21 protein-coding genes are annotated in these 23247 nt (G+C 66.3%); 4 read left to right on the forward strand and 17 right to left on the reverse strand.

Annotated elements, in window-relative coordinates:
• Nucleotides 1-129: 129 nt before the first annotated feature.
• Nucleotides 130-1113, forward strand: a complete 984-nt coding sequence (locus ACP69S_RS04885; RefSeq protein WP_425995408.1) for a mechanosensitive ion channel family protein — start codon at nt 130-132, stop codon at nt 1111-1113.
• On the opposite strand, the gene ACP69S_RS04890 is transcribed toward ACP69S_RS04885, so the two are convergent.
• From ACP69S_RS04890 to ACP69S_RS04925, 8 genes are all read right to left on the reverse strand, one after another.
• On the reverse strand, nt 1043-2218 hold the full coding sequence (locus ACP69S_RS04890) for a trans-sulfuration enzyme family protein (RefSeq protein WP_425995410.1): 1176 nt from the start codon (nt 2216-2218) through the stop codon (nt 1043-1045). The two genes, ACP69S_RS04885 and ACP69S_RS04890, sit on opposite strands and share 71 nt — an antisense overlap.
• Nucleotides 2219-2232: 14 nt before the next feature.
• Nucleotides 2233-2541, reverse strand: a complete 309-nt coding sequence (locus ACP69S_RS04895; RefSeq protein ID WP_425995497.1) for a type II toxin-antitoxin system RelE/ParE family toxin — start codon at nt 2539-2541, stop codon at nt 2233-2235.
• A 12-nt stretch (nt 2542-2553) separates the two neighbouring features.
• On the reverse strand, nt 2554-2826 hold the full coding sequence (locus ACP69S_RS04900) for a type II toxin-antitoxin system ParD family antitoxin (RefSeq protein WP_425995412.1): 273 nt from the start codon (nt 2824-2826) through the stop codon (nt 2554-2556).
• Between the two features lie 56 nt (nt 2827-2882).
• Complete coding sequence (locus tag ACP69S_RS04905) at nt 2883-4292, reverse strand: pyridoxal-phosphate dependent enzyme (RefSeq protein ID WP_425995414.1); 1410 nt, start codon at nt 4290-4292, stop codon at nt 2883-2885.
• A gap of 150 nt (nt 4293-4442) precedes the next feature.
• Complete coding sequence (locus ACP69S_RS04910; protein ID WP_425995416.1) at nt 4443-4676, reverse strand: hypothetical protein; 234 nt, start codon at nt 4674-4676, stop codon at nt 4443-4445.
• A gap of 131 nt (nt 4677-4807) precedes the next feature.
• Entirely contained in the window at nt 4808-5461 is a 654-nt protein-coding gene (fsa, locus tag ACP69S_RS04915; protein WP_425995418.1) for a fructose-6-phosphate aldolase, read from the reverse strand.
• Nucleotides 5462-5537: 76 nt separating this feature from the next.
• Nucleotides 5538-6419, reverse strand: a complete 882-nt coding sequence (rfbD, locus tag ACP69S_RS04920; RefSeq protein ID WP_425995420.1) for a dTDP-4-dehydrorhamnose reductase — start codon at nt 6417-6419, stop codon at nt 5538-5540.
• Nucleotides 6416-6952, reverse strand: a complete 537-nt coding sequence (locus ACP69S_RS04925; RefSeq protein ID WP_425995422.1) for a D-glycero-alpha-D-manno-heptose-1,7-bisphosphate 7-phosphatase — start codon at nt 6950-6952, stop codon at nt 6416-6418. Before ACP69S_RS04925 ends, rfbD (ACP69S_RS04920) begins: the two co-directional genes overlap by 4 nt.
• 100 nt (nt 6953-7052) lie before the next feature.
• Between ACP69S_RS04925 and ACP69S_RS04930 the strand changes: the two genes are divergently transcribed.
• Nucleotides 7053-8210, forward strand: coding sequence for an AGE family epimerase/isomerase (locus ACP69S_RS04930; RefSeq protein WP_425995424.1), 1158 nt, complete (start codon nt 7053-7055; stop codon nt 8208-8210).
• Here the strand turns inward: ACP69S_RS04930 and ACP69S_RS04935 are convergent.
• Together ACP69S_RS04935 and ACP69S_RS04940 are read right to left on the reverse strand one after the other, a co-directional pair.
• Nucleotides 8194-9486 (reverse strand): mannose-1-phosphate guanylyltransferase/mannose-6-phosphate isomerase, encoded by a 1293-nt coding sequence (locus ACP69S_RS04935; protein ID WP_425995426.1) that lies wholly within the window; start codon nt 9484-9486, stop codon nt 8194-8196. The two genes, ACP69S_RS04930 and ACP69S_RS04935, sit on opposite strands and share 17 nt — an antisense overlap.
• Before the next feature lie 102 nt (nt 9487-9588).
• Nucleotides 9589-11625, reverse strand: coding sequence for an NAD(+) synthase (locus ACP69S_RS04940; RefSeq protein WP_425995428.1), 2037 nt, complete (start codon nt 11623-11625; stop codon nt 9589-9591).
• A 166-nt stretch (nt 11626-11791) separates the two neighbouring features.
• Here ACP69S_RS04940 and tkt point away from each other — a divergent pair, with 166 nt between their 5' ends.
• Nucleotides 11792-13756 (forward strand): transketolase, encoded by a 1965-nt coding sequence (gene tkt, locus ACP69S_RS04945; protein WP_425995430.1) that lies wholly within the window; start codon nt 11792-11794, stop codon nt 13754-13756.
• A 33-nt stretch (nt 13757-13789) separates the two neighbouring features.
• Here tkt and ACP69S_RS04950 read toward each other — a convergent pair whose 3' ends face one another.
• The 7 genes from ACP69S_RS04950 to purU all read right to left on the reverse strand — a co-directional run bounded on the left by ACP69S_RS04950 (nt 13790) and on the right by purU (nt 21867).
• Nucleotides 13790-16237 carry a glycoside hydrolase family 99-like domain-containing protein gene (locus ACP69S_RS04950; protein ID WP_425995432.1) on the reverse strand — a complete coding sequence of 816 codons (2448 nt, stop codon included), beginning with the start codon at nt 16235-16237 and terminating at the stop codon, nt 13790-13792.
• Nucleotides 16234-16980 (reverse strand): ABC transporter ATP-binding protein, encoded by a 747-nt coding sequence (locus tag ACP69S_RS04955; protein ID WP_425995434.1) that lies wholly within the window; start codon nt 16978-16980, stop codon nt 16234-16236. The genes ACP69S_RS04950 and ACP69S_RS04955 overlap by 4 nt, the downstream gene beginning before the upstream one ends.
• A 4-nt stretch (nt 16981-16984) precedes the next feature.
• Nucleotides 16985-17782 carry an ABC transporter permease gene (locus ACP69S_RS04960; RefSeq protein ID WP_425995436.1) on the reverse strand — a complete coding sequence of 266 codons (798 nt, stop codon included), beginning with the start codon at nt 17780-17782 and terminating at the stop codon, nt 16985-16987.
• 241 nt (nt 17783-18023) lie between these two features.
• Nucleotides 18024-18893 (reverse strand): glucose-1-phosphate thymidylyltransferase RfbA, encoded by an 870-nt coding sequence (rfbA, locus tag ACP69S_RS04965; protein WP_425995438.1) that lies wholly within the window; start codon nt 18891-18893, stop codon nt 18024-18026.
• 98 nt (nt 18894-18991) lie between these two features.
• Nucleotides 18992-19891: a dTDP-4-dehydrorhamnose reductase gene (gene rfbD / locus ACP69S_RS04970; protein ID WP_425995440.1), complete on the reverse strand. Its 900-nt coding sequence runs from the start codon at nt 19889-19891 to the stop codon at nt 18992-18994.
• The gene (gene rfbB, locus ACP69S_RS04975) at nt 19891-20955 is read right to left on the reverse strand and encodes a dTDP-glucose 4,6-dehydratase (RefSeq protein ID WP_425995442.1); all 1065 of its coding nucleotides are present in this window, start codon (nt 20953-20955) and stop codon (nt 19891-19893) included. The genes rfbD (ACP69S_RS04970) and rfbB overlap by 1 nt, the downstream gene beginning before the upstream one ends.
• A 69-nt stretch (nt 20956-21024) precedes the next feature.
• On the reverse strand, nt 21025-21867 hold the full coding sequence (purU, locus tag ACP69S_RS04980; protein ID WP_425995444.1) for a formyltetrahydrofolate deformylase: 843 nt from the start codon (nt 21865-21867) through the stop codon (nt 21025-21027).
• Between the two features lie 189 nt (nt 21868-22056).
• Between purU and argE the strand changes: the two genes are divergently transcribed.
• Nucleotides 22057-23232 (forward strand): acetylornithine deacetylase, encoded by a 1176-nt coding sequence (gene argE / locus ACP69S_RS04985; protein WP_425995446.1) that lies wholly within the window; start codon nt 22057-22059, stop codon nt 23230-23232.
• Nucleotides 23233-23247: the final 15 nt, after the last annotated feature.

Raw genomic sequence — 23247 nt, forward strand, 5'->3', positions numbered from 1 at the left:
AGACGGTTCAGCTCAAGTTCGAGCCAATTGATGTAACCGACTGTTTCGCAAGGGCGAAGCAGGGCATGAAGAAACGGCTCCGCCAGCCTGTCGTTGACCGCCCGCGGCGGGGGCGCCATCGAGAGCGCCATGACCAAGCCGAGCCTGATTCCGCCCGCTCCCAAGCTGCCCGACCTCGCCAATGTGAAGGCCGACGAGGCCATGCTGGCCCACGGGCTCGACTGGCTGGGCCAGGTGGCGGTCAATCTGGTGGTCGCCGCCCTGATCCTGGGCCTGACCTTCTGGATCGCCGGCTGGGCGGCGAGCGTGGTGCGGCGCACCCTGGGCCGCGTCCACCGCAACAATCCCGACCAGATCCTGGAAACCTTCGGCGCCTCACTGGTCCGCTACGCCATCGTGGTTGTTGGTCTGGTGGCGGTGCTGCAGCAGCTGGGCGTACAGGCGACCTCGATCATCGCGGTGCTGGGCGCGGCCTCGCTGGCCATCGGCCTGGCCCTGCAGGGGGCCCTGTCCAACGTGGCGGCCGGCGTGATGATCCTGTTGTTTCGGCCCTATCGGGTGGGCGACACCATCGAGACGGTCACCCGGATCGGCACGGTGAAGTCGCTGGACCTGTTGTTCACCGAGATCGCCACCTTCGACAACGTCAAGGTGATGATCCCCAACAGCAAGGTGTTCGGCGATGTGATCCTGAACTATTCGGCCCACCGTACCCGGCGGGTCGACGTGCTGTTTAAGGTGCCGTTGAAGACCGATCTGGTCGCGGTGCTGAAACGCCTGCGCGAGCGGGCCGAGGGCGATCCGCGCATCCGCAAGGAGCCGGCCGTCCAGATCGAGGTCACCGACCTGTCGGAAGCCTTCGCCCAGGCCGCCATTCGCGCCTGGACGGCCAGGGAGGATCACGCCTCGGTCAAGACCGACCTGATGCTCACCGCCCATCTGCTGTCAGAGAACGCGGCGCGCGACGACCTGCCGCCGCCGCGCCCGACCAAGGCGGTGGATCCCTCGCCGGCCATGCCCGGCGAAGGCGAGCATCACCTCTTCAAGCTGCCAAAGCCGCTTCGAGGTCGGAAATCAGGTCCGAGCAAGACTCAATCCCCACCGAAAGCCTGACCAGCCCGTCGGAAATCCCCAGGGCTGCGCGTTGCTCGGCCGGGATCGAGGCGTGGGTCATGATGGCCGGGTGTTCGATCAGGCTTTCGACCCCGCCCAGGCTCTCGGCCAGGGTGAACAGCCGCGTGCGCTCCAGCATCCGACGGGCTGGCGCGAGGCCGCCCTTGACGTCCACCGAGATGATGCCGCCGAAGCCATTGAGCATCTGGCGCTTGGCCAGTTCATGCTGCGGATGACTTTCCAGGCCCGGATAGATCACCCGTTCGATGTCGGGCCGGGCCTCCAGCCACCTAGCGATGGTCAGGGCGCTCTGGCAGGCCCGCTCCATGCGCAGGGCCAGGGTCTTGACCCCGCGCAGGGCCAGAAAGCTGTCGAAGGGACCCAGCACTGCGCCGACCGCGTTTTGCAGGAACTTCATCTGGGCGGCCAGTTCGGCGTTTTCGCCCACCACGGCGACGCCGGCCACCACGTCGGAGTGCCCGTTCAGATATTTGGTCGCCGAGTGCATGACGATGTCGAAGCCCAGCTCCAGCGGCCGCTGCACATAGGGGCTGGCGAAGGTGTTGTCGGCCACGGTGATCAGGCCGCGCCTTTTGGCGAGGCCCGCGATGGCGGCCAGATCGGCCAGCCGCAGCATCGGATTGGTGGGGGTCTCCACCCAGATCATTTTCGTCTCGGGCGTGATGGCCGCTTCGATGGCTGCCAGGTCGCCCATGTCGACGAAGCTGAACTTCAGCCCGGCCGAGCGTTTCCTCACCTTGTCGAACAGCCGGAACGAGCCGCCATAGAGATCGTCGCTGGCGATCACATGCGCGCCGCTGTCCAGCGTTTCGAGGATCGTCGAGGCCGCCGCCAGTCCCGAGGCGAAGGCGAAGCCCGCCGTCCCACTCTCCAGATCAGCGATGGAGCGCTCGAAAGCGAACCGGGTCGGGTTGTGACTGCGGCTATATTCGAAACCCTTGTGCTCACCGGGGCTGGACTGAACATAGGTCGAGGTCGCGTAGATCGGCACCATCACCGCGCCGGTCGTCGGGTCGGGGAACTGGCCGCCATGGATCGTGCGGGTGTCGAAGGCCAGTCGGTTCTTGCCAGGGATGTCGGTCATGCGGAGCTTTCGGGTTAGGCGTCGTTCAGCGGCAGGCTTTCAAGGATCGTCGTCAAATCCTGGGAGCCATGAATAATTCGGGCGATCCGTGGCGGTCGATGGGCGGGGTGATAGATCGCCAGGTAGGGAAATCCATGAATGATCGCGACCCGGTAAGGCGATCGGACAAGATCTGCACGTTCAACACCAATGTCTGGAAAATCACCGATGCGTACGAGCAAGGCTCCAATCGTCGCCTGAAATTTACGTGCGGCTCGCGGGCCGTCGCCGGCGATGAAATGGGTCGCCGCCAACATGTCCCGCTGCGCGTGGCGCGTCAGGATCGCCGGAGGCGCCTACTTGGCTTCGAGCAATTCAGCGGCTTCGGCCGCCTCGATGATCGCGTCCATTTCCGCCATCATCTGTTCCATCGTGACATAGCCGTCGCGGTCTGACTCGGCGATCGCCTCATCGAGTGAGGCATTCAGACGTCGCCGGCGCTCTTCCTGAACTTGAAGCAGGCGCAGACCGGATTTTACTACAGCATCGACATCGTCGTAGCGGCCTTCGGCGATGCAATCCTGGGCGAATTTTTCCAGGGCGGGCGGCAACTGGACTTGCAGGGACATGCAACCTTCTCCGATCCTCATCCTAGCATGACTCCGCGAGAACATGTCCGCAACAGTCACCCCGCCATCCGCAGGTGATTGATCAGGTCCACCCGGGTGATCACCCCCAGGAACTGCTCGCCCTCGCAGACCAGGGCCACCTCGTCGCGGTCGAAGACCTCGGGCAGGGCGTCCACGCCTCGCGTGGACTGCAGGGTGTTGACCGCGCGGGTCATGGCGCTGCCCACCGGTGTCTTGAACCGCAGGTCGCGGTCGTCGTCCTCGACCGCGGCCAGGATGTCGCTTTCGTCGAGAATGCCCACCAGCTTGCCATGATCGACCACCGGCAGCTGGCTGACGTCGCTGGAGCGCATGCGGTTATAGGCGGTCAGCAAGGTGTCGTCGGGACCGATGGCCACCACCCCGCCGTCGACATAGCGCTTGGCGATCAGGTCGCGCAGATCCCCATGCATCTCGCGGCCGTCGAAGCCGTGGGCCGCCAGCCAGAAGTCGTTGAACATCTTGGTTAGGTACTTGGAGCCAGTGTCGCAGACGAGCGTCACCACGCGCTTCGGCTCGGTCTGTTCCCGGCAATAGCGTAGCGCCGCCGCCAGCAGGCAGCCCGACGACGAGCCGGCCAGGATGCCTTCCTTCTTGAGCAGCAGGCGGGCGGTGTCGACGCTCTCGCGGTCGCTGATCGAATAGGCCTTGGAGACCAGGTCCATCTGGGCATTGTCGGGGATGAAGTCCTCGCCGATGCCCTCGACGATCCAGCTGCCGGCCTCGCCGAAGGTCCCGGTGGCCACATAGTCGCAAAGGATAGAGCCGACCGGGTCGGCCAGCACCATCTGGGTCTTCGGCGAGTGCTTCTGCATGTACCGGCCGACGCCCGTCAGGGTTCCGCCTGATCCGACGCCCACCACGATGGCGTCGATGTCGCCGCCCATCTGGGTCAGCAGTTCGGGGGCGGTGGTGGTTTCGTGGGCGTGGGGATTGGCCGGGTTCTCGAACTGGTTGGCGTAGAGCGAGCCGGGAATCGACTGGGCTACGGTCTGAGCCATGTCCTGGTAATACTCCGGGTGGCCCTTGCCGACGTCGCTGCGGGTCAGGCGCACGTCCACGCCCATGGCCCGCAAATGCAGGATCTTTTCCCGCGCCATCTTGTCGGGAACGATCAGGATCAGCTTGTAGCCCTTCAGCATCGCCACCTGGGCGAGGCCCAGGCCCGTATTGCCGGCCGTGGCCTCGATGATCGTGCCGCCGGGCTTCAGCCGGCCGTCGGCCTCGGCCGCTTCGATCATGGCGCGGGCCACGCGGTCCTTGATCGAGCCGCCGGGGTTCTGGTTTTCCAGCTTCAGGAACAGGCGGCAGGGGCCGGTGTCGAGGTTCTTGACCTCGACCATCGGCGTATTGCCGATCAGGTCGAGGGCGGAACCCACGACAGGGGGAAGATAGGGGGTGGGAACAGCCGATTTGGGGTCGTTCATGGCGCAGCTCCGCGTCAAGAAGAAACGATTTTCCCTAGATAGGCGCGGTTCGCGAAAGAATGGAAGGGAGCGCTTCCCGCCCAAGCAGCCCCGGTTCGGCGACCAGGAAGCGCTCAATGCCCGGAGGAGCCTTTTCCGTTCGGAAAAAGCCTAGGCTTGGCCCAGCGTGCCGCGCAGGCGCACCCATTCCTGAGCGAACTTGCGGCTGGTCCCGGCGTCCTCGAAGACCACGCGGCGCATCTGGCCGGCGATCTGGGGCGCGTCGTGAATGATCACGAACGGAAAGCCGTTGGCCGACAGGAAGCCCTGGACGAAGGCCGAGAAGCTGGCGGCCTCGTCGGAGTCGGCGAGGCGGATCTCGGCGGTGGCGTCGGTCGGGACCATGACGGTCTCCCCTGTGGCTGACATCACCCTAACGCACGAGATCGCAAATGCGAACACAGTTCGCGTGAGCGAAATAATCAGTGATCATATGAACGGCGCCAGGCGAACCCAGCGCCGCCCTATGGATCGCCCTAGAGGATGGATTGTCCGGTGCCGGCCCAATCCCTCATGAACTGCTCGAGACCCTTGTCGGTCAGCGGGTGCTTGAACAGGTCGCTGAACACCGATGGCGGGATCGTGACGACATCGGCGCCGACGATAGCGGCGTCCTTGACGTGGGCGACATGGCGCACGGAGGCGGCCAGGATCTCGGTCTCGTAGCCGAAATTGTCGTAGATCGTGCGGATGTCGCGGATCAGGTCCATGCCGTCGAAGCCGTAATCGTCCAGGCGGCCGATGAAGGGCGAGATGTAGGTCGCGCCGGCCTTGGCGGCCAGCAGGGCCTGGGTGGCGGAAAAGCACAGGGTGACATTGGTCGAGATGCCCTCGCCGGCGAAGGCCGCGCAAGCGATCAAACCGTCGCGGGTCAGCGGGATCTTCACGACCACGTTCGGCGCGATGCCGGCCAGCTTCTGACCCTCGGCGATCATGGCGTCGGCGGTGGTGGCGGCGACTTCGGCGCTGATCGGGCCGGGCACCAGGTCGCAGATCTCGGCGATCACTTCCAGCATCGGCCGGCCCGACTTGGCGATCAGGGTCGGGTTGGTGGTCACGCCGTCCACGAGGCCGGTGGAGGCCAGGTCGGCGATGACCTTGGTGTCGGTGCTGTCGAGGAAGATCTGCATGGGACTCTTGCGCTGAATTTTATGGGGTTTGGCCCGGTTTATCGCGACGGGCCGCTGCGCGCCAGCATTGGAGACTTCAAAAGCCGTTGCGGACCAGCTGGTCGGCGACCCGCTCGACGGCCGGCTTCCAGGACTGGGGCATGAAACCGAAGGTCGCGGCTAGCTTCGAACTGTCCAGCGGCGAGCGTGGCGGGCGGGCGGCGGCCTCGGCGAAGGCGCCCTGGGTGGTCGGTTCCAGCCGGGCGTGGGTCAGCGGATCGCGGGCGATGGCGGCTTTCGCGAAGTCGTAGCGGCTGGTCTCGCCGGCATTGGCGAAGTGGAACAGGCCGAAGGCTGGATCCGCCGGCTCGGAGCTGGCCCAGCGGGCGGCCCTGGCGACCATGAAACCGGCCAGGGCTTCGCCGTCGGTCGGACTGCCATACTGGTCGGCGACGACTTTCAGCACCTCGCGTGTGCGACCCAGGTTCAGCATGAACGACACGTAGTTCCGGCCATACGGGGAGAACACCCAGGAGACGCGCAGCACGGTCGTCTTCGGTCGAGCCAGCACTGCTTGTTCACCGGCCAGTTTCGAGCGGCCATAGACGCTGATCGGCTCGGCGGCGTCGGTCTCGACATAGGGGCGGTCTGTCTCGCCGTCGAACACGCTGTCGGTCGATAGGTGGACGAAGGCAATGCCGCGTTCGGCGCAGGCCTGCGCCATGGCTTCCGGCGCAGCGGCGTTGACCGCGAAGGCGGCCTCGGGTTCAGCCTCGGCCGTGTCCACCATCGTGAAGGCGGCGGCGTTCCAGATCAGGTCGCAGTCGGCGGCCAGGATCGCGGCATGGATGGCGGCGGGGTCGGCCAGATCGACCTCGGCTCGCGACAGGACGGTGAGTTCAATGGCGTCGCTGGCCGCTGCGGTGAGGGCCTGGCCGACCTGGCCGGTGGCGCCGAACTGCAGGACCTTCAGGGTCATTTCAGGCTTGGGACGCGGTCGCCCAGCACCGAGACGACGAAGGCGTGCAGGTCGCCGCCGCGGAACAGATGGCCCGGCATGCCGGCCCGGCGGCCGGCTTCGACGTCGCTGGACCTGTCGCCGATGATCACCGCCTCGGCGGGCGCCAAGTCAAATTCGGCCAGGCCTCGCAACAGCATTCCGGGATTGGGCTTGCGGTCGGGGTGGTCGGTGACGCGATAGGCGTCGATGGCGGCGTTCTCATGATGAGGCGCGAAATAGAAGGCGTCGATCCGGCCGCCCAGCGGTTCGAGCTGGGCCTGCATCTCGGCGTGGAAGCCGTGCATGGCCGCCTCCTCGAAAAAGCCCCGGCCGATCCCCGACTGGTTGGTGACGACCATCACCTTCAGGCCGGCCTTGGTCAGGGCGGCCACCGCCTCGCGCGCGCCGTCGATCCAGTCCAGCCTGGACGGATCGGCGACATAGCCGTGATCGATATTGAGCACGCCGTCCCGGTCGAAGAAGATGGCGCGGAGGGGCGGCGGAGTGTCCATGCAGCGAGCTTTATCGCTTCTGCGGGCTTTGCAACAAGTCGCTGTCTTGGCGCGGCCCTAGGACTTGTCCTAGAAAACCCCTTCAGCCGGAGCGCCCGAGATGACTGACGCCTTCAACGACGCCGTTCGCCTTCGCGACCTGCTGAAGACCTGGGCGCTGCAAACCGCCTTTCCGCTGTGGTGGAAGGTCGGGGCGGATCACAAGGGCGGCGGCTTTTTCGAGAAGATCGAGCAGTCCGGCGAAGCGCCGGACTCGCCCCGTCGGGGCCGGGTGCTGCCGCGCCAGATCTATGCGTTCACGGCCGCCGGCAAGCTGGGCTGGACCGGACCGTGGAAAAAGGCCGTGGAACATGGCCTGGCCTACTATCTGGAGGCCTATCGCAAACCCGATGGTCTGTTCCGCACTCTCGTCGGCTCGGGCGGTATCGTGCTGGATGACACAGCCCCGCTCTATGACCAGGCCTTCGCGCTGTTTGCTTTGGCCAACGCCTTTGCGGTGACGGGCCGCGAGGACCTCAAGGCCATCGCCATCTCGGTGCGCGACCGGCTGAACGCCACGCTGCGCCATCCGCTGGGCGGCTTCAACGAGACCGCGCCGCCGACCCTGCCGCTGCAGTCCAACCCGCACATGCACCTGTTCGAGGCCAGCCTGGCTTGGACGGAAATCGATGGCGACGATCCCGAATGGCGCGATCTGGCCGATATGATCGCGCAGCTGGCGCTGTCCAAATTCATCGCCGCCGACACCGGCGCCCTCCGCGAGTTCTTCGACGACAAATGGGGCTCCGCCCCCGGCGTCGAGGGCCGCATCTGGGAACCGGGTCACCAGTACGAATGGGGATGGCTGCTGCTGCGCTGGGCCAAGCTGGCCGACCGTCCCGACGCCGCTGCGGCGGCGCTGCGGATGATCGATCTGGCAGAGCGGGTGGGCTGTGATGCCGAACGCGGCGTGGCCATCAACGCCCTGCTTGACGACATGACCGCCCACGACAACGGCGCCCGCCTGTGGCCCCAGACCGAGCGCATCAAGGCCGGGGTTCTGGCCGCCGAGATCACCGGCGAGGATCGCTGGTGGGGCGTGGCGGTCGAGGGTGCGGAAGGGTTGCTGCAATATCTGCGCACGCCTTTGCCGGGCCTGTGGCGCGACAAGCTGACGCCCGATGGCGCCTTCGTCGAGGAGGCCGCCCCAGCCTCCTCGTTCTACCACATCGTCTGCGCCATCGCCGAGCTGGACCGGGCGGTCACAGCCGCCGGGTGACCAGCAGGGTGGCGGCGGTTGTGGCCGTCGCGGTGGTGGCGGCAGCGAAGGCCGCATAGGCGCCGACGCCTGCCACCTCGCCGTCCAGCACCTGAACGGCTCCGATGGGCAGTTCGACGGTCTCGCCGGCCTTCAGCGTCCATTGCTCGACTTGGACGCCCGTCGCGGTGGCCAGAACGCGTCGCGGCGCGCCTTCGCGGTCACGGCCGCTGGCGATGGATCGCCCGTCACGCTTGAGGCCATCGACCAGGGCCTTGACCGACTGGCTGGCGTCGCGGCGGCAGACCAGGATGGCGTCAGGCTCGGCCACAACGACCAGGTCCTCGCAGCCGATCACCCCGACGAAGGGGCCGGTCGAGCGGATCAGCACGTTGCGGCTGTCGATCAGGGTCCCGTCGCCGAAGACCGCGTTGCCGGCGGCGTCGCGCGACGCCGCATCCCAGATCGCGTCCCAGGCGCCCAGGTCCGACCAGGAGAAGACTGCGGGGACCACGGCGGCCTTCTGGGTGCGCTCCATCACGGCATAGTCGAGCGAGATCTTGGCGGCCTGGCCAAAGGCGGCCTTGTCCAGGCGGGCGACGCCGTCGTCGAGCTTCAGGGCGGCGACGCAGGCGCGGGCTGCGTTCGAGACGGTGGGCTCGAAGGCGTCCAGTTCGCCCAGCAGCATGCCGGCCTTGAAAGCGAAATTGCCGCTGTTCCACAGATAGCCGTCGGCGACGTAGCGTTCGGCTGTAGCGCGGTCGGGCTTCTCGACAAAGGCGGCGACGGCGCTGACGCTGCCGTCCAGCAAGGCCTGGCCCGGACGGATATAGCCAAAACCGGTGGCGGGGCTGGTGGGCTTCACTCCGAAGGTGACGATCCAGCCCGCGGACGCGGCGCGGGCGGCCGTTACAGCGGCTTCAGCGAAGATCTCCGGCTCGGCAATATAGTGATCGGCGGCCAGCATCAGGGCCACGCCCTCCGGATCGCGCGACTGGACATAGGCGGCGGCCGCCGCCACAGCGGGCGCGGAATCGCGGGCTTCTGGCTCGATCAGCACGGTGACCTCGACGCCGATCTCGGCGGTCTGGGCCAGGACGAAGGCGGTCATGGCCTCGCCCGTGACGACGACGATCTCGGCGCGGCCGGGCAGGTCCTTCACGCGCAGGACGGTATCCTGAAAGCTGGACGTCTCGCCGATCAGCTTCAGGAACTGCTTGGGCTGGTCGGCGCGGGACGCTGGCCACAGCCGCGTGCCCGAACCGCCGCAAAGGATCACAGGATAGATCGCGCTCACAAAGCCCCCAACCTTGCTCGCCCCGCATCCGAGGCCTGACGGTCAACTAGCACGGGTATCTTAACGATCTTCCGACGCAGGCGCGCGAGGGGCCGGTTTTCGTCAGACCGCCGTATTGGCGTGCAGTTCGGCCAGCCAGATGTCGGCGGTCGCGTCCGAGGGCATCCGCCAGTCGCCGCGCGGCGACAGGGCGCCGCCGGACGAGATCTTGGGGCCGTTGGGCATGGCCGAGCGCTTGAACTGGTTGGCGAAGAACCGCTTCAGGAACAGCTCCAGCCAGCGCTTGATCTCCGCCAGGTCATAGGCCTTGCGGGGCGCGTCCGGCGTGCCGACCGGCCAGCCGCCGGCGCTGGCATCGTGCCAGGCGGTCCAGGCCAGGAAGGCGATCTTCGACGGGCTCATGCCGTAACGGGTCAGGTAATAGAGGTTGAAGTCCTGCAGGGCGTAGGGCCCCACAAAGCTCTCGGTGGCCTGCACCTGCTCGCCCGGCACCAGCTCCGGCGAAATCTCGGTATTGAGGATGTCTTCCAGCAAGTCGGCGGTCGCTTCATCCACGTCGCCCGAGGCCGCGACGAAGCGGATCAGGTGCTGGATCAGGGTCTTGGCCACGCCCGAATTGGGATTGTAGTGGCTCATCTGGTCGCCGACGCCATAGGTGCACCAGCCCAAGGCCAGCTCGGACAGGTCGCCGGTGCCGACCACCAACCCGCCGTTGTGGTTGGCCAGGCGGAACAGATAGTCGGTGCGCAGGCCCGCCTGGATGTTCTCGAAGGTCACGTCATAGACCGCCTCGCCCCGGCTATAGGGGTGGTCGAGATCCTTCAGCATCTGCTCGGCGGCCGGGCGGATGTCGATCTCGTCGGCGCCGACGCCCATGGCCTTCATCAGGGCCCAGGCATTGGACTTGGTGCGGTCCGAGGTCGCAAAGCCGGGCAGGGTGTAGGCCAGGATGTTGGTACGGGGCAGGCCCAACTGGTCCATGGCCTTGGCGGCGACGATCAGGGCATGGGTCGAGTCCAGGCCGCCGGAGATACCGATGACCAGTTTCTTCAAGCCTGAGGCCTCGACGCGGCGGGCCAAGCCCTGGACCTGGATATTGTAGGCCTCGTAGCAATTTTCGCGCAGCCTGGCCGGGTCGGACGGCGTGAACGGAAAGCGCTCGACAGAGCGGGCCAGGGCCAGTTCACCCTTCGGCGGGGTGAAGTCGAACGGGACGATCCGGAACGGCGTTGCGGGCGGGGCCAGGGTCGAGGCGTCCCCGAAGCTGACCACCCGCATGCGTTCCTGGCGGATACGTTCGACATCGACATCGGCCATGGCCATCACCGCGGTGGTCGAGAAGCGCGGGGTCTCGGCCAACAGGTGGCCCATCTCGTGGATGTCGGCATGGCCGTCCCAGGCGACGTCGGTCGAGCTCTCGCCCGCCCCGGCCGCCGAATAGACATAGGCCGCGATGGCCCGCGCCGACTGACTGGCGCAGAGCAGGCGGCGGGTCTCGGACTTGCCGATGGTGATGTTGCTGGCCGACAGGTTCAGCAGGATCTCGGCTCCCGCCATGGCCTGGGCGGTGCTGGGCGGGGTGGGCGTCCAGACGTCCTCGCAGATCTCGACGCCGACCGTGAACGGCGCCGCGCCGCCGGAGCGCAGGAGGATATCGGTCCCGAACGGAACGGCTTCGCCAGCTAAAGTCACGGTCTTGCCGACCACCCCGGCGCCGGGGGTGAACCAGCGGCGCTCATAGAATTCGCGATAGTTGGGCAGGAAGCTCTTGGGGACCACGCCCCGCACCTTGCCGCCCTGGATCGCTACGGCGGTGTTGTAGAGCCGGCCATCCACCCGTAACGGCGCCCCGACCACGAACAGCGGGGCCAATTGGGCGCTTGCCCTGGCCAGGGTCGCGATGGCTGCCTCGACCGCGTCGAGCAGCGCGTCCTGTTGCAGCAGGTCATCAATCGAATAGCCGGTCAGGCCCAGTTCCGGGAAAACCAGCACGGCCACGCCCGCCGCGTCGGCCTCGCGCACTAGATCAAGGACGCTGACGGCGTTGGCGGCCGGATCGACCAGCTTGACCTTCGGCACCGCCGTGGCGACCCGCACAAAGCCGTGGCGGTAGGGCGAGAAGAACGGGAGGTTCGTCAAGCGGGCGACCTTTCGAGGTTATGCTGAAATTGAGCATAAGTCTGGGTCCAGCTATAACGTGTCCGGACGGTCTTGCCTAGCGCCGCGCGTCTTGACCCACGGGAGTCATCGTGCGACCTCGCGCCTCGCGCAGCCCTGCAAAACATAACGAACAAAGACACCGCCCATGCCCGTTTCGCCCATCAAAATGGCCGACGCGATCCGCGTCCTTTCCATGGATGCGGTCCACAAGGCCAAGTCCGGACACCAGGGCATGCCGATGGGCATGGCCGATGTGGCGACCGTTCTGTGGGGCAAGTTCCTGAAGTTCGACGCCAGCAAGCCCGACTGGGCCGACCGCGACCGCTTCGTGCTGTCGGCGGGCCACGGTTCGATGCTGATCTATTCCCTGCTTCACCTGACCGGCTTCAAGGCCGTGACGATGAAGGAGATCGAGAATTTCCGTCAGTGGGGCTCGCTGACCCCCGGCCACCCAGAAGTGCACCACACGCCCGGCGTCGAGTGCACCACCGGCCCGCTGGGCCAGGGCTTGGCCACCGCGGTCGGCATGGCCATGGCCGAGGCGCATCTGGCCTCGCGCTTCGGTTCCGACATCGTCGATCACCGCACCTGGGTGATCGCCGGCGACGGATGCCTGATGGAGGGCGTCAGCCATGAGGCTATCAGCATCGCCGGCCGCCTGAAGCTGTCCAACCTGACGGTCCTCTTCGACGACAATAACACCACCATCGACGGTGTCGCCACCATCTCCGAGACCGGCGATCAGGTCGCGCGCTTCAAGGCCGCCGGCTGGGCGGTCAAGGTCGTCGACGGCCACGACCACGGCAAGATCACCGCCGCCCTGCGCTGGGCGACCCGGCAGGACCGCCCGACCATGATCGCGTGCAAGACGCTGATCTCGAAAGGCGCGGGTCCGAAGGAAGGCGATCCTCACAGCCACGGCTACACCCTGTTTGACAGCGAGATCGCCGCCTCCCGCGTCGCCATGGGCTGGGACGCCCACCCGTTCACGGTGCCGGACGACATCGCTGCGGCCTGGAAGAGCGTTGGCCGTCGCGGCGCCCGCGTCCGCAAGGCTTGGGAGGCGGGCCTGAAGGCCTCGCCCAACGCCGCCGAGTTTACGCGCGCCATGTCGGGCGCCTTGCCGGACAACGCCTTCGAGGCCGTTGACACCCACATCGCCAACATGGCGGCGACCAAGCCGGCCAACGCCACGCGCGTTCATTCCGGCGCGGCGCTGGAGCAGCTGACGCCCTCGATCCCGGAGATGATCGGCGGCTCGGCCGACCTGACCGGCTCCAACAACACTTTTGTCAAGGGCATGAAGGCGTTCGATACGCCCGACTATGCAGGCCGCTACGTCCACTACGGCGTGCGCGAGTTCGGCATGGCCGCGGCGATGAACGGCATGGCCCTGCATGGCGGCGTCATTCCCTATTCGGGCACCTTCCTGGCCTTCGCGGACTACAGCCGCGCGGCGATCCGCCTGGGCGCCTTGATGGGCGCGAAAGTCATCCACGTGATGACCCACGACTCCATCGGCCTGGGCGAAGATGGCCCGACCCACCAGCCGGTCGAGCACGTGGCCTCCCTGCGCGCCATTCCGAACCTCCTGGTCTTCCGTCCCGCCGACGCGGTGGAGGCCGCCGAGTGCTGGAAGTTGGCCCTGGAACAGACCGCGACGCCGTCGGTCATGACCCTGTCGCGCCAGAAGACTCCGGGCGTGCGCGGTTCGGCCGGCGAGAACCTGTCAGCCAAGGGCGCCTACGAGTTGCTGGCCGCCGAGGGCGGTGAAGCGGCGGTGACGATCTTCGCCACCGGCACCGAGGTCGGCGTAGCCGTCGCCGCGCGCGACATCCTGCAAGGCCAGGGCAAGCCGACCCGCGTGGTTTCGGTTCCGTGCTGGGAGCTGTTCGACCAACAGCCAGCCGAATACCGCAAGGCGGTGATCGGCTCGGCCGCCAAGCGCGTCGCGGTCGAGGCGGGCATCCGTCAGGGCTGGGAGCGCTTCATCGGCGAGGACGGCGCCTTCATCGGCATGACCGGCTTCGGCGCCAGCGCCCCGTTCGAGCGACTCTATAAGGAATTCGGCATCACCGCCGAGGCTGTGGCCGCCGCAGCCGCCAATTGATCCTGAGCGGGGCGGCTTCGAGCCGCCTCAATCTCAGAGGTCCCAGCTGACCTGATAGCCCGCCGCCTCCACGATCGCGCCCATGGCGCGCTCGAGGGCGTGGGCCAGCGTGCCATCGACCCGGCCAAGCTCGGGTTCGAACGACAGGGTCTGGCCCGCCAGAACGCCAAACGCCGCGACCCGGCCCCAGAACATCGTCCCGGCCGGGAAGGCGGTGTCGGGCCCGTAGTCGAAGCCCAGGTGGCGCGAAAGACCGGCCACGCCATCGGTGTTGTGGGTCATGACGCCCGGTTCGTTGAAAGTCATGCGGCTGCTGGCCGGCGCCGACAGCCCCAGCCGCTGGTTCCCGGCGAACGCCGCCAGGGCCGCCTGCGCTTTCTCGCGCGACATCAGGCCATTGAGCAACCGATCGCGCCACGCCGCCCCGTCGGAGCGGTGCGGCGACTTCTTGGTGTGCGCCTTGCAAAAGATGGTGTGACCCTTCGCCCGGGCCGTTTCCAGCGCCACCAGAAAGGGCTCGACGTCGCGTCCGCGATTGGGCGTCGGGACCAGGACGGCGCCGGGTACGGCGCGCGCCAGGGCGTCCACCGTCGCGCCGGGCCACTGGTCCGGGAAGGTGATGATGACGTCCAGCCTGTCGCGCAACGCCGCCAGGCGTTCGGCCAGATCGTCGATCAGGTCCGCGTAGAAGATGTGGAACAGCACGACCGCGTCATGGACCCTGGGCGCCTCTCGCGACGCCAGGACGGCGGGATGCTGACGCGCCGTGGCCGGCGCCTGGTTGGCGACGGCGCTGCGCAGGGCCTGGGCCGGAGCGTGACCAAACCAGCGGTCGGGCTCCAGATAGGCGCCCTCGCCCCACTCGTTCCAGGCGTTGACGAAGACCAGCCGCTCGTCCGGCGGCGCTAGACGGGTGGTGCAGGCCAGGGCGGCGGTCGCCCAGTCGTGGAACCGCTGCGGCGTCGCGTTATGGAAGATATTGCCGCAGCCGGGCTTGCGGGCCTCATTGTCCCAGGAAGGCATCACGCCGGGATAGATCCGAGGATCCTCGCGACGCTCCAGGGTTTCGATTCGCCCCTCGACGACAGCGTCGTAGTCGTAGATCCGGCCAGCGAAATCGAGGTTCAGGCGTTCGACCGTCTCGGTGATCTCGTTCCGCGATATTGCGTGGGGCGGAAACTCGACCAGACCGTCGAAGCCGGCGTCGCGATAGGCCGAGAAGCCGAACGCGTTGGTGCACAGGACGAACAGTTCGCCGATGCCGAGCTCGCGCGCCCGTACACGCCAGCGCTCCAGCGTGGCTGCGGCGTCGGGCAGTATGTCGGGGCGATAGACGATCAGCAGGGGTTTGCCGCCAACCCTGACATAGCGCGGTGAGGCCATGTAGCGGGCCAGATCGTCGAGCAGAGCCAGGTCGTCTTCCGGCGAATGGTTCTGCGCCATCAAAACGTCGCTCTCGTCGCCATCCCAGCGCCGCGTCCAGTTCTCGTTGGCCCAGCAGAGGGCGAACGGCAGATCGATCTCGGCATCGGCGACGAAGGCGTCGAGGGGGCGCTCCAGCAGGCGCTTTCCGCCAAACCAGTAGTAGTGGAAGCAGAAGGCGTCCACGCCGGCGTTCCCGGCCATAGTCGCCTGGGCCCGCAGCACGTCCGGCACGCGAAGGTCATAGAAGCCCAGCTCGCCGGGCAGGCGGGGCTGGTAGTGACCCACGAACTGCGGCGTCGCCTTGGCGACATTGGTCCACTCGGTAAAGCCCTTGCCCCACCACTGATCGTTCTCTGGAAAGGGGTGGTACTGCGGCAGGTAGAAGGCGAGAACCTTGGGCGCAGCATCTGCACGCGGCGGGGGGGTCAGCGCGGGGGCTGCGAATTGAGAGCTGAAAGCGTGGCGCGCTACGTTGAAGGCGTGCTGGTAGGAGTCGCGCCAAGGGTCTTGGCGACGGTTTCTCATCGTCTGACGGGCCAGGCGCATCGTGTTTTTCGGATCGCGCAGCGTCCTCAAGACAACTCGCACCCCGCGTGCGGCGCCGGGCGACAGTCGGCGAAGCGCGGCCCGCAGCAGCTGGCGGGGCGCCGACAGCCTAGGGGCGCCCGCCGCCGGTTCCGCCGCCGGTTCGACCTGGAATGCGGTCAGTTCGAACACGCAAGGCGTGCTGGACGGGCGAAGCACGATCTGGCTCAGGGCGCCGGCATTGGTGTGAGCCACCACGACATAGGCGTCCTCACCGAGCCGCTTCAGCGCCATGGGAGTCGCCAGCGCCAGGCCGTCGCCCCAGTCGACCAGGATGGCCGGAGCGTCGATCTGACCGTCAAGCGCGCGGATCTTCACGGTCACGCGGACCGAAGCGATGTCGTCGAACCTGGGCTGCTCGGCCCGGGTCAGGCGAAACAGCATCTCCGCGTCGGAGGTCTGGGCCCTGAACTGGCCGGGCGATCCGGTCGGCTCGATGGCCTTCCGGGGCGCGGGAAGCCGCTCGCTCACGCGGCGCTGCTTCTCGCGAGCCATTCCTCGGTGGTCCCAAGGAAGGTCGGCACGCCGGACTCCATGGTCATGACCTTGTTGCAGACCTTGGCGGCCAGCTTGTAGTCGTGGGTGGCCAGAACGACGATCTTGGCCGAGTCGACCATGTTGTTCAGGCGGTCGGCCGCCCGCTTCTGGAAGTCGGCGTCGCCGGCGCTGATCCACTCGTCCATGATCAGGATGTCGGCGTCGACCTGGGTGGCCACCGAGAAGGTCAGGCGCGCGACCATGCCGGCCGAATAGGTCTTGAGCGGCATGTGGACAAAGGCGCCCAGGCCGGAAAATTCCACGATCGATGGCATGCGGCGCTTGATCTCGCGGTCCGACATCATCTGCATCATGGCCAGGTTGCGGATGTTATCCAGGCCCGAGGCCTCGATATCCAGTCCGACCGAGATGGAGATCATCGAGCTGATCCGCCCACGGACGTCCACCTTGCCCTGGGTCGGCGAATAGATGCCGGCCAGGATCTTCAGCAGCGAGGTCTTTCCCGAACCGTTGTGGCCGATCACGGCCAGGCGATCGCCGTCCCCCAGCTTGAGGCTGACATTCGACAGCGCCCGGACGTAGGTCACGTCCTTGCCGGCCTGGATCAGGCGGCCGCCGACAGCCATGTTCAGAACGGTGTTGCGCAGCGACTGGGCGCGCACGCTGTAGAGGTTGTAGTCGAGCGTGACGTCGGTGAGTTCGATGGAACTGTTCATGTGCTTAGAGCCAGAACACGACGCGGGTGCGGACAAGGGTCAGGCTGATCAACGTGATCACCGCCGCCACGCCGAGGAACGCCAGCGACGCGTGCATGTCGTGCATCGGCGCCGGATTGCCCAGCAACGGCTGACGGACGATCTCAAGCAGGTGAGCGAAGGGGTTCAAGTCCACGATCCAGCGCATCTCCTCGGAGACCTGGGTGCGACGCCAGAACACCGGCGTCAGCATGAACAGGCCTTGGGCGATGAAGGACACCATATAGTTGATATCGCGGAAACGCACCGAGATCATGCCCAGCGGGATACTGACGAACAGGCCGGTCAGCAGAGCGATCGGCATGTTCAACAGCAGGGTCCAGTGCGGAACCACAGCCAGCTTCATGGCGATCAGCACCAGCCAGAGCCCGACGATCTGGTGCAAAAAGTTGATGAAGATCTTGCTCATCTGCTGGAAGGCGTGAAAGCTCAGCGGCAGGCTGCGCACCTGCATCACGCCCGCAGCGTTGACGAAGGTATTGGCCATCTCCGGCAGTATGCCGCCGGTGATCGACCAGCCGACCACGCCGATCATGATGAAGGGCAGGGTGTCGGCGGTGTTGCCGCCGAAGATCGAGCCGAACACGATGGCCAGGGAAAAGGCGGTGGCCAGGGTGGTGCTGGCCATCCAGACCGGACCCAGCAGGCTGCGCCGGTAGCGCGTCACGGTCTGCTCGACGCTGACCCGCCACCACAGGGGCGCCAGCAGAACGCCACGATACAGGTCCAGCGCGGCGGCCTTGAAACTTCCGAAGAGGCTCATTCAGAAGTCATTCCTGTTGACGGCAGACAAATCCGGAAACTCTCGCAAACAGGGTGGCGGCGAACCGAGCGCACCAATATTCCACTCCGTCGAAGCGGGGGCCTTCTTAACAGGCCTTTGAAGCTTGGGAAACATCTCATCCGGCGGCCCCCGCCCGCTGATTCTTCTCGGTGTTTCAGCCCTTTCGCGCGCCTGGAACAACGGCCAATGGCGAGCTCCGACGCGGCCAGAAGACCTGTGTTCAGCTCTCGGCGATCGAGCGCAGATAGGCGCCGTAGGGCGACTTCTGCAGGTCGTGCGCCAGGCCCAGCAGCTGGTCAGTGTTTATCCAGCGGTTCTGGTAGGCGACCTCCTCGCAGCAGCCGATCTTCAAGCCCTGGCGATGCTCGATGGCCCGCACGAACTCGGAGGCTTCCAGCAGGCTGTCGTGGGTGCCGGTGTCGAGCCAGGCAAAGCCCCGGCCCATGCGCTCCACCGACAGGGCGCCGTTTTCGAGATAGATACGGTTGATGTCGGTGATCTCGAGCTCGCCGCGTGGCGACGGCTTCAGGTCGCGGGCGTAGTCCACGACCTTGTTGTCGTACATGTAGAGACCGGTCACCGCCCAGTTGGAGCGCGGTTGTGCCGGCTTTTCCTCGATGCTGACGGCGCGGTTGTTGTCGTCGAACTCGACGACCCCATAGCGGTCGGGATCCTTGACCAGATAGGCGAAAACGGATGCGCCGTTCTGGGCGCGGGTCGCCGCGCCTTCCAGCATCCGGCCAAGGCCGGCCCCGTAGAACAGGTTGTCGCCCAGGATCAGCGTCGAGGGACCATTGCCGACGAACTCCGCGCCAATGCGATAGGCGTCGGCCAGACCGGTGGGCTCGGCCTGGACCGCATAGACGAAATTGACGCCCCAGCCAGAGCCGTCGCCCAGCAGGCCCTGAAACAGCGGCAGGTCGCGCGGCGTGCTGATGATCATGATATCGCGGATGCCCGCCATCATCAGGATCGAGATCGGGTAATAGATCATCGGCTTGTCGAAGACCGGCAGCAGCTGCTTGCTGACGCCCAGAGTCACCGGATGCAGCCTCGTGCCCGAGCCGCCCGCCAGGATGATGCCCTTCATGGAAATAGTACCCCTACTGCCCCGCAGAGCCTTTTAGCTTCATATGGAATCATATGAAGCGTCTAAAAAGGCTCTAATTCATCTACTTAGAGGGCCGGTCACGTCTGTCGGTGACCTTTGGCCGTCAAATATTTGTCGAGAGCGTCTTGCCATGCCGGCATGGATCGGCCCAGCGCCTTTTCGACCTTGGCGTTGGCCAGGACGCTGTAGGGCGGGCGTCGGGCCGGGGTCGGGAACTCGGTGGTGGGGATCGGCGAAACAGTCGCGGAAACGCCCGCCCGGTCGATGATGGCGCTGGCGAATGCGTGCCAGCTGGCCGCGCCGGAATTGACCACGTGATAAAGACCGGGCGTGGCCTCGATCCTGATCAGGTCCAGGATCGCCTCGGCCGCGTCCCACGAACTGGTCGGCGACATCATCTGGTCGGCCACCACCTTCAGCGCCCCGTGTTCGCGGCCGAAACGGATCATGGTCTCGACGAAATTGCCGCCCTTGCCGCTGGCGCCAGCGACGCCAAACAGCGAGGCCACGCGGGCGACGATGACGTCATCGTGCGCCTGGCGGGCCAGGGTTTCGCCCAGCAGCTTGGTCTCGCCATAGACATTGATCGGAGCCGGCGCGGCGTCTTCGTCCAGGGGCGCGCGCGAGGCCTGACCGCCGAACACATAATCGGTCGAAACCTGGACGAGCCGGGCCTTCCTTGCGGCGCACGCCTTGGCCAGCGCCTGCGCGAAATGGGCGTTGATGGCGACGGCCGGAGCCGGGTCCTTCTCGCAGTCGTCCACGCGGGTGACGGCGACGCTGTTGACGGCGATATCGAAATCCAGATCCGCCAGGGCGGCGTGCAGTCCGGCCAGATCGGTCGCATCGAACCGCGGACGTTGCAGGGCGATCAGATCGAGGCCGCGCGTCGCGGCGATGGCCGACAGGTCCTGGCCCAGCTGACCGTTGGCGCCAAACAGCGCGATCCGGGGACCCTTCTTGTTGCGGGAGGGCATCACGCGGTCTTCAGGCCCAGGCGCTGGCCGTCATAGCGTTCACGCAGCGGTCGCCACCAGTCCTCGCGGTCCAGATACCATTCGACGGTCTTGCGCAGGCCGGTGTCGAAGTTCTCTTCGGCCTTCCAGCCCAGTTCGGTTTCCAGCTTGGTGGCGTCGATGGCGTAGCGAGCGTCGTGGCCGGGGCGGTCGTGGACGAAGGTGATCAGGTCGCGGCGCTTCAGCCCCGCTTGCGGGCGCAGCTCGTCGAGCAGATCGCAGATCGTCTCGACGACCTCCAGGTTGGTGCGCTCATTACGGCCGCCGACATTGTAACTTTCGCCGACCACGCCTTTCGTGGCGATCAGCACCAGCGCCTTGGCGTGGTCGTCGACATAGAGCCAGTCGCGGACATTATCGCCCTTGCCATAGACCGGCAGCGGCTTGCCCTCGAGGGCGTTCAGCGTGACCAGCGGGATCAGCTTTTCGGGGAAGTGATACGGGCCGTAATTATTGGAGCAGTTGGAGACCACCACCGGCAGGCCATAGGTGTGATGCCAGGCGCGGACCATGTGGTCGGACGAGGCTTTCGACGCCGAATAGGGCGAGCGGGGATCGTAGGGCGTGGCCTCGGAGAACAGCCCCTCGGCGCCCAGGCTGCCGAACACCTCGTCGGTCGAGATGTGGTGGAAGCGGAAGGCCTGCGCGGCCGCGCTATCGAGCGTCCGCCAGTATTCCAGCGCCGCCTGCAGCATCACATAGGCGCCGATGACATTGGTCTGGATGAAGGCGCCGGGACCGGTAATCGAGCGGTCGACGTGCGACTCGGCCGCCAAGTGCATGATGTGGGTCGGCTTGAACTCGGCGATGGCTTGGGCGACGGCGGAGGCGTCGGCTACGTCGCCCTTCACGAAGGTATAGCTGTTGTGGCCGCGCAGGTCGGCGAGGCTGGCCTCGGACGCCGCATAGGTCATGGCGTCGAAATTGAGCATCGCCGCGTCGCCCAGGCTGGCCAGATAGCGGCAGACCGCCGAGCCGATGAAGCCGCTGCCGCCGGTGACCATGATACGAAGATTGCGAGACATGCCAGGTTCCGGAAACGACTTAAGCTCGCCCCGTAGCTCACAAATCCCTCTTGGCGCAACCCGCCAAGCCTAGTCTGTGAACACCACCGTCTTGCGGCCGTTCAGCAGCACCCGGTCTTCCAGGCGATAGCGCAGGGCGCGGGCCAGGACGCGGCGTTCGATATCGCGACCCTTGCGGATCAGGTCTTCAGGGGTATCGCGGTGGCTGATGCGCTCGACGTCCTGCTCGATGATCGGGCCTTCATCGAGGTCGCCGGTCACATAGTGGGCCGAGGCGCCGATCACCTTCACGCCGCGCGCATGGGCCTGGTGATAGGGCTTGGCGCCCTTGAAGCCCGGCAGGAACGAGTGGTGGATATTGATGCAGCGCCCGGCCAGCTTGGCCGACAGGCCGTCCGACAGCACCTGCATGTAGCGGGCGAGAACGACGATGTCGGTCCTGGTTTCCTGGATCAGCTTCCAGAGCGCCGCTTCCTGCTCGAACTTGGTCTCCTTGGTCACCGGCAGGTGATGGAAGGGAAAACCCGTCAGGTCGACGTGGGCGTAGGTCTCGGCAGGGTGGTTCGACACCACGCCAGCGATGTCCATCGGCAGCTCGCCGATCTTCCAGCGATAGACGAGGTCGGCCAGGCAGTGGTCGAACTTGCTGGCCAGGATCAGCACGCGATAGCGGTCGGTGCGGTCGCGCAGCGTCCATTTCATCGACAGGGCCGTAGCCACGATCGTAAAGTCGGCCCGCAGCCCGTCGCGGTCGGCGTTATTGGTGTCGAACACCACGCGCATGAAGAACTGACCGGTCTCCTGGTCGTCGAACTGCTGAGCGTCAAGGATGTTGCAGCCGCGCTCGAACAGGAAGGCGGACACCTTGGCGACGATGCCGCGCTGGTCGGGACAGGAGAGGGTCAGGATCATGGTCCGCTCCCTCTAGAGGCTCGGCGCGCCGAAGAAAAGCGGTGAGCCCCGCCGCGCGAGGATGAAATCGCTCGCCGGGAGCGGAAATCAGCCAGGTTTGGGCACGAGCATGCCTCGTGGCTCAACAAGGTCAGCGATCTTGTCGCGCCCGGCTAGGCAGCGGCGCGCGGACGGGTCTAGGCTCGTCTCATGGCATCCTCCTCCGAAGCGCTGTCCGACCGCGCCATCGACCTCCTGGCCAAGCTGGTATCGTTCGACACCACCTCGCGGCTGTCCAATCTCGAACTCATCGAATGGGTCGAGGGCTATCTGGCCCATCTGAACGTGCCCTCCTGCCGGGTGCCCAATGCCGACGGGACCAAGTCCAACCTGCTGGCGACCATCGGCCCGGGGACCGAGGGCGGGGTGGTGCTGTCGGGCCATACCGATGTGGTGCCGGTCGACGGCCAGCCCTGGTCGACCGATCCGTTTGTGCTGACGGAGAAGGAAGGCAGGCTCTACGGGCGCGGGACCTGTGACATGAAGGGCTTCCTGGCCCTAGCCTTGGCCGCTGTGCCAGATCTGGCGGCTGCGACGCTCTCCAGGCCGGTGCATCTGGCCTTCTCCTATGACGAGGAGGTGGGCTGTCTGGGCGCCCCCGACATGATCGAGGTCATCGCCCGCGACCTGCCGCGCCCCGCCCTGGTGGTGGTCGGCGAGCCCAGCGACATGGTCGCGGTCAGCGGTCACAAGGGCATCGCCTCGTTCCGGGTGATAGTCTCCGGCCGCGAGGCCCATTCCAGCCTCACCCATCTGGGTGTCTCGGCCAATATGGCGGCGATCAAGCTGATGGCGGGACTGGTCGAGCTGTCCGAAAAGCTGGAGCGCGAGGCTGATCCCGCCTCGCCGTTCACGCCCAAGGGCGCGACCCTGACCGTCGGTCAGGTCAATGGCGGCACGGCCGTCAATATCCTGGCCCGCGAATGCGTCTTCATCTTCGACCTGCGCACCCCGCCGGGCATGGATCCGATGACGATCCTGTCTGACTTCTTCGCGCGAGCCGCCGCCATGGACGCCGAGCTGAAGGCCCGCGCGCCGGAGGCCGGCGTCAAGGTCGAGCGCCGCTCGCTGACGCCGTCCTTTGCCCCCGAGATCGACGGCGTCGCCGAGGCCTTCGCCCGCCGCATGGCCGGCGACAATGGCCCGGCGCGGGTCGTGCCCTACGCCGCCGAGGCCGGGCAGTTCCAGGGGGCGGGCTTTTCGACGGTGATCTGCGGGCCGGGCTCTATCGACCAGGCCCACCAGCCGGATGAGTTTGTCGAGATCAGCCAGATGCAGCGCGGCGCGGCCTTCATGGCGCGGTTGATCGAGGATCTTTCGATCTAGCCCCAAAAGGTCCGA

Origin of the sequence: Caulobacter sp. DWR1-3-2b1, assembly GCF_049895765.1 — a bacterium.
GTDB lineage: Bacteria > Pseudomonadota > Alphaproteobacteria > Caulobacterales > Caulobacteraceae > Caulobacter.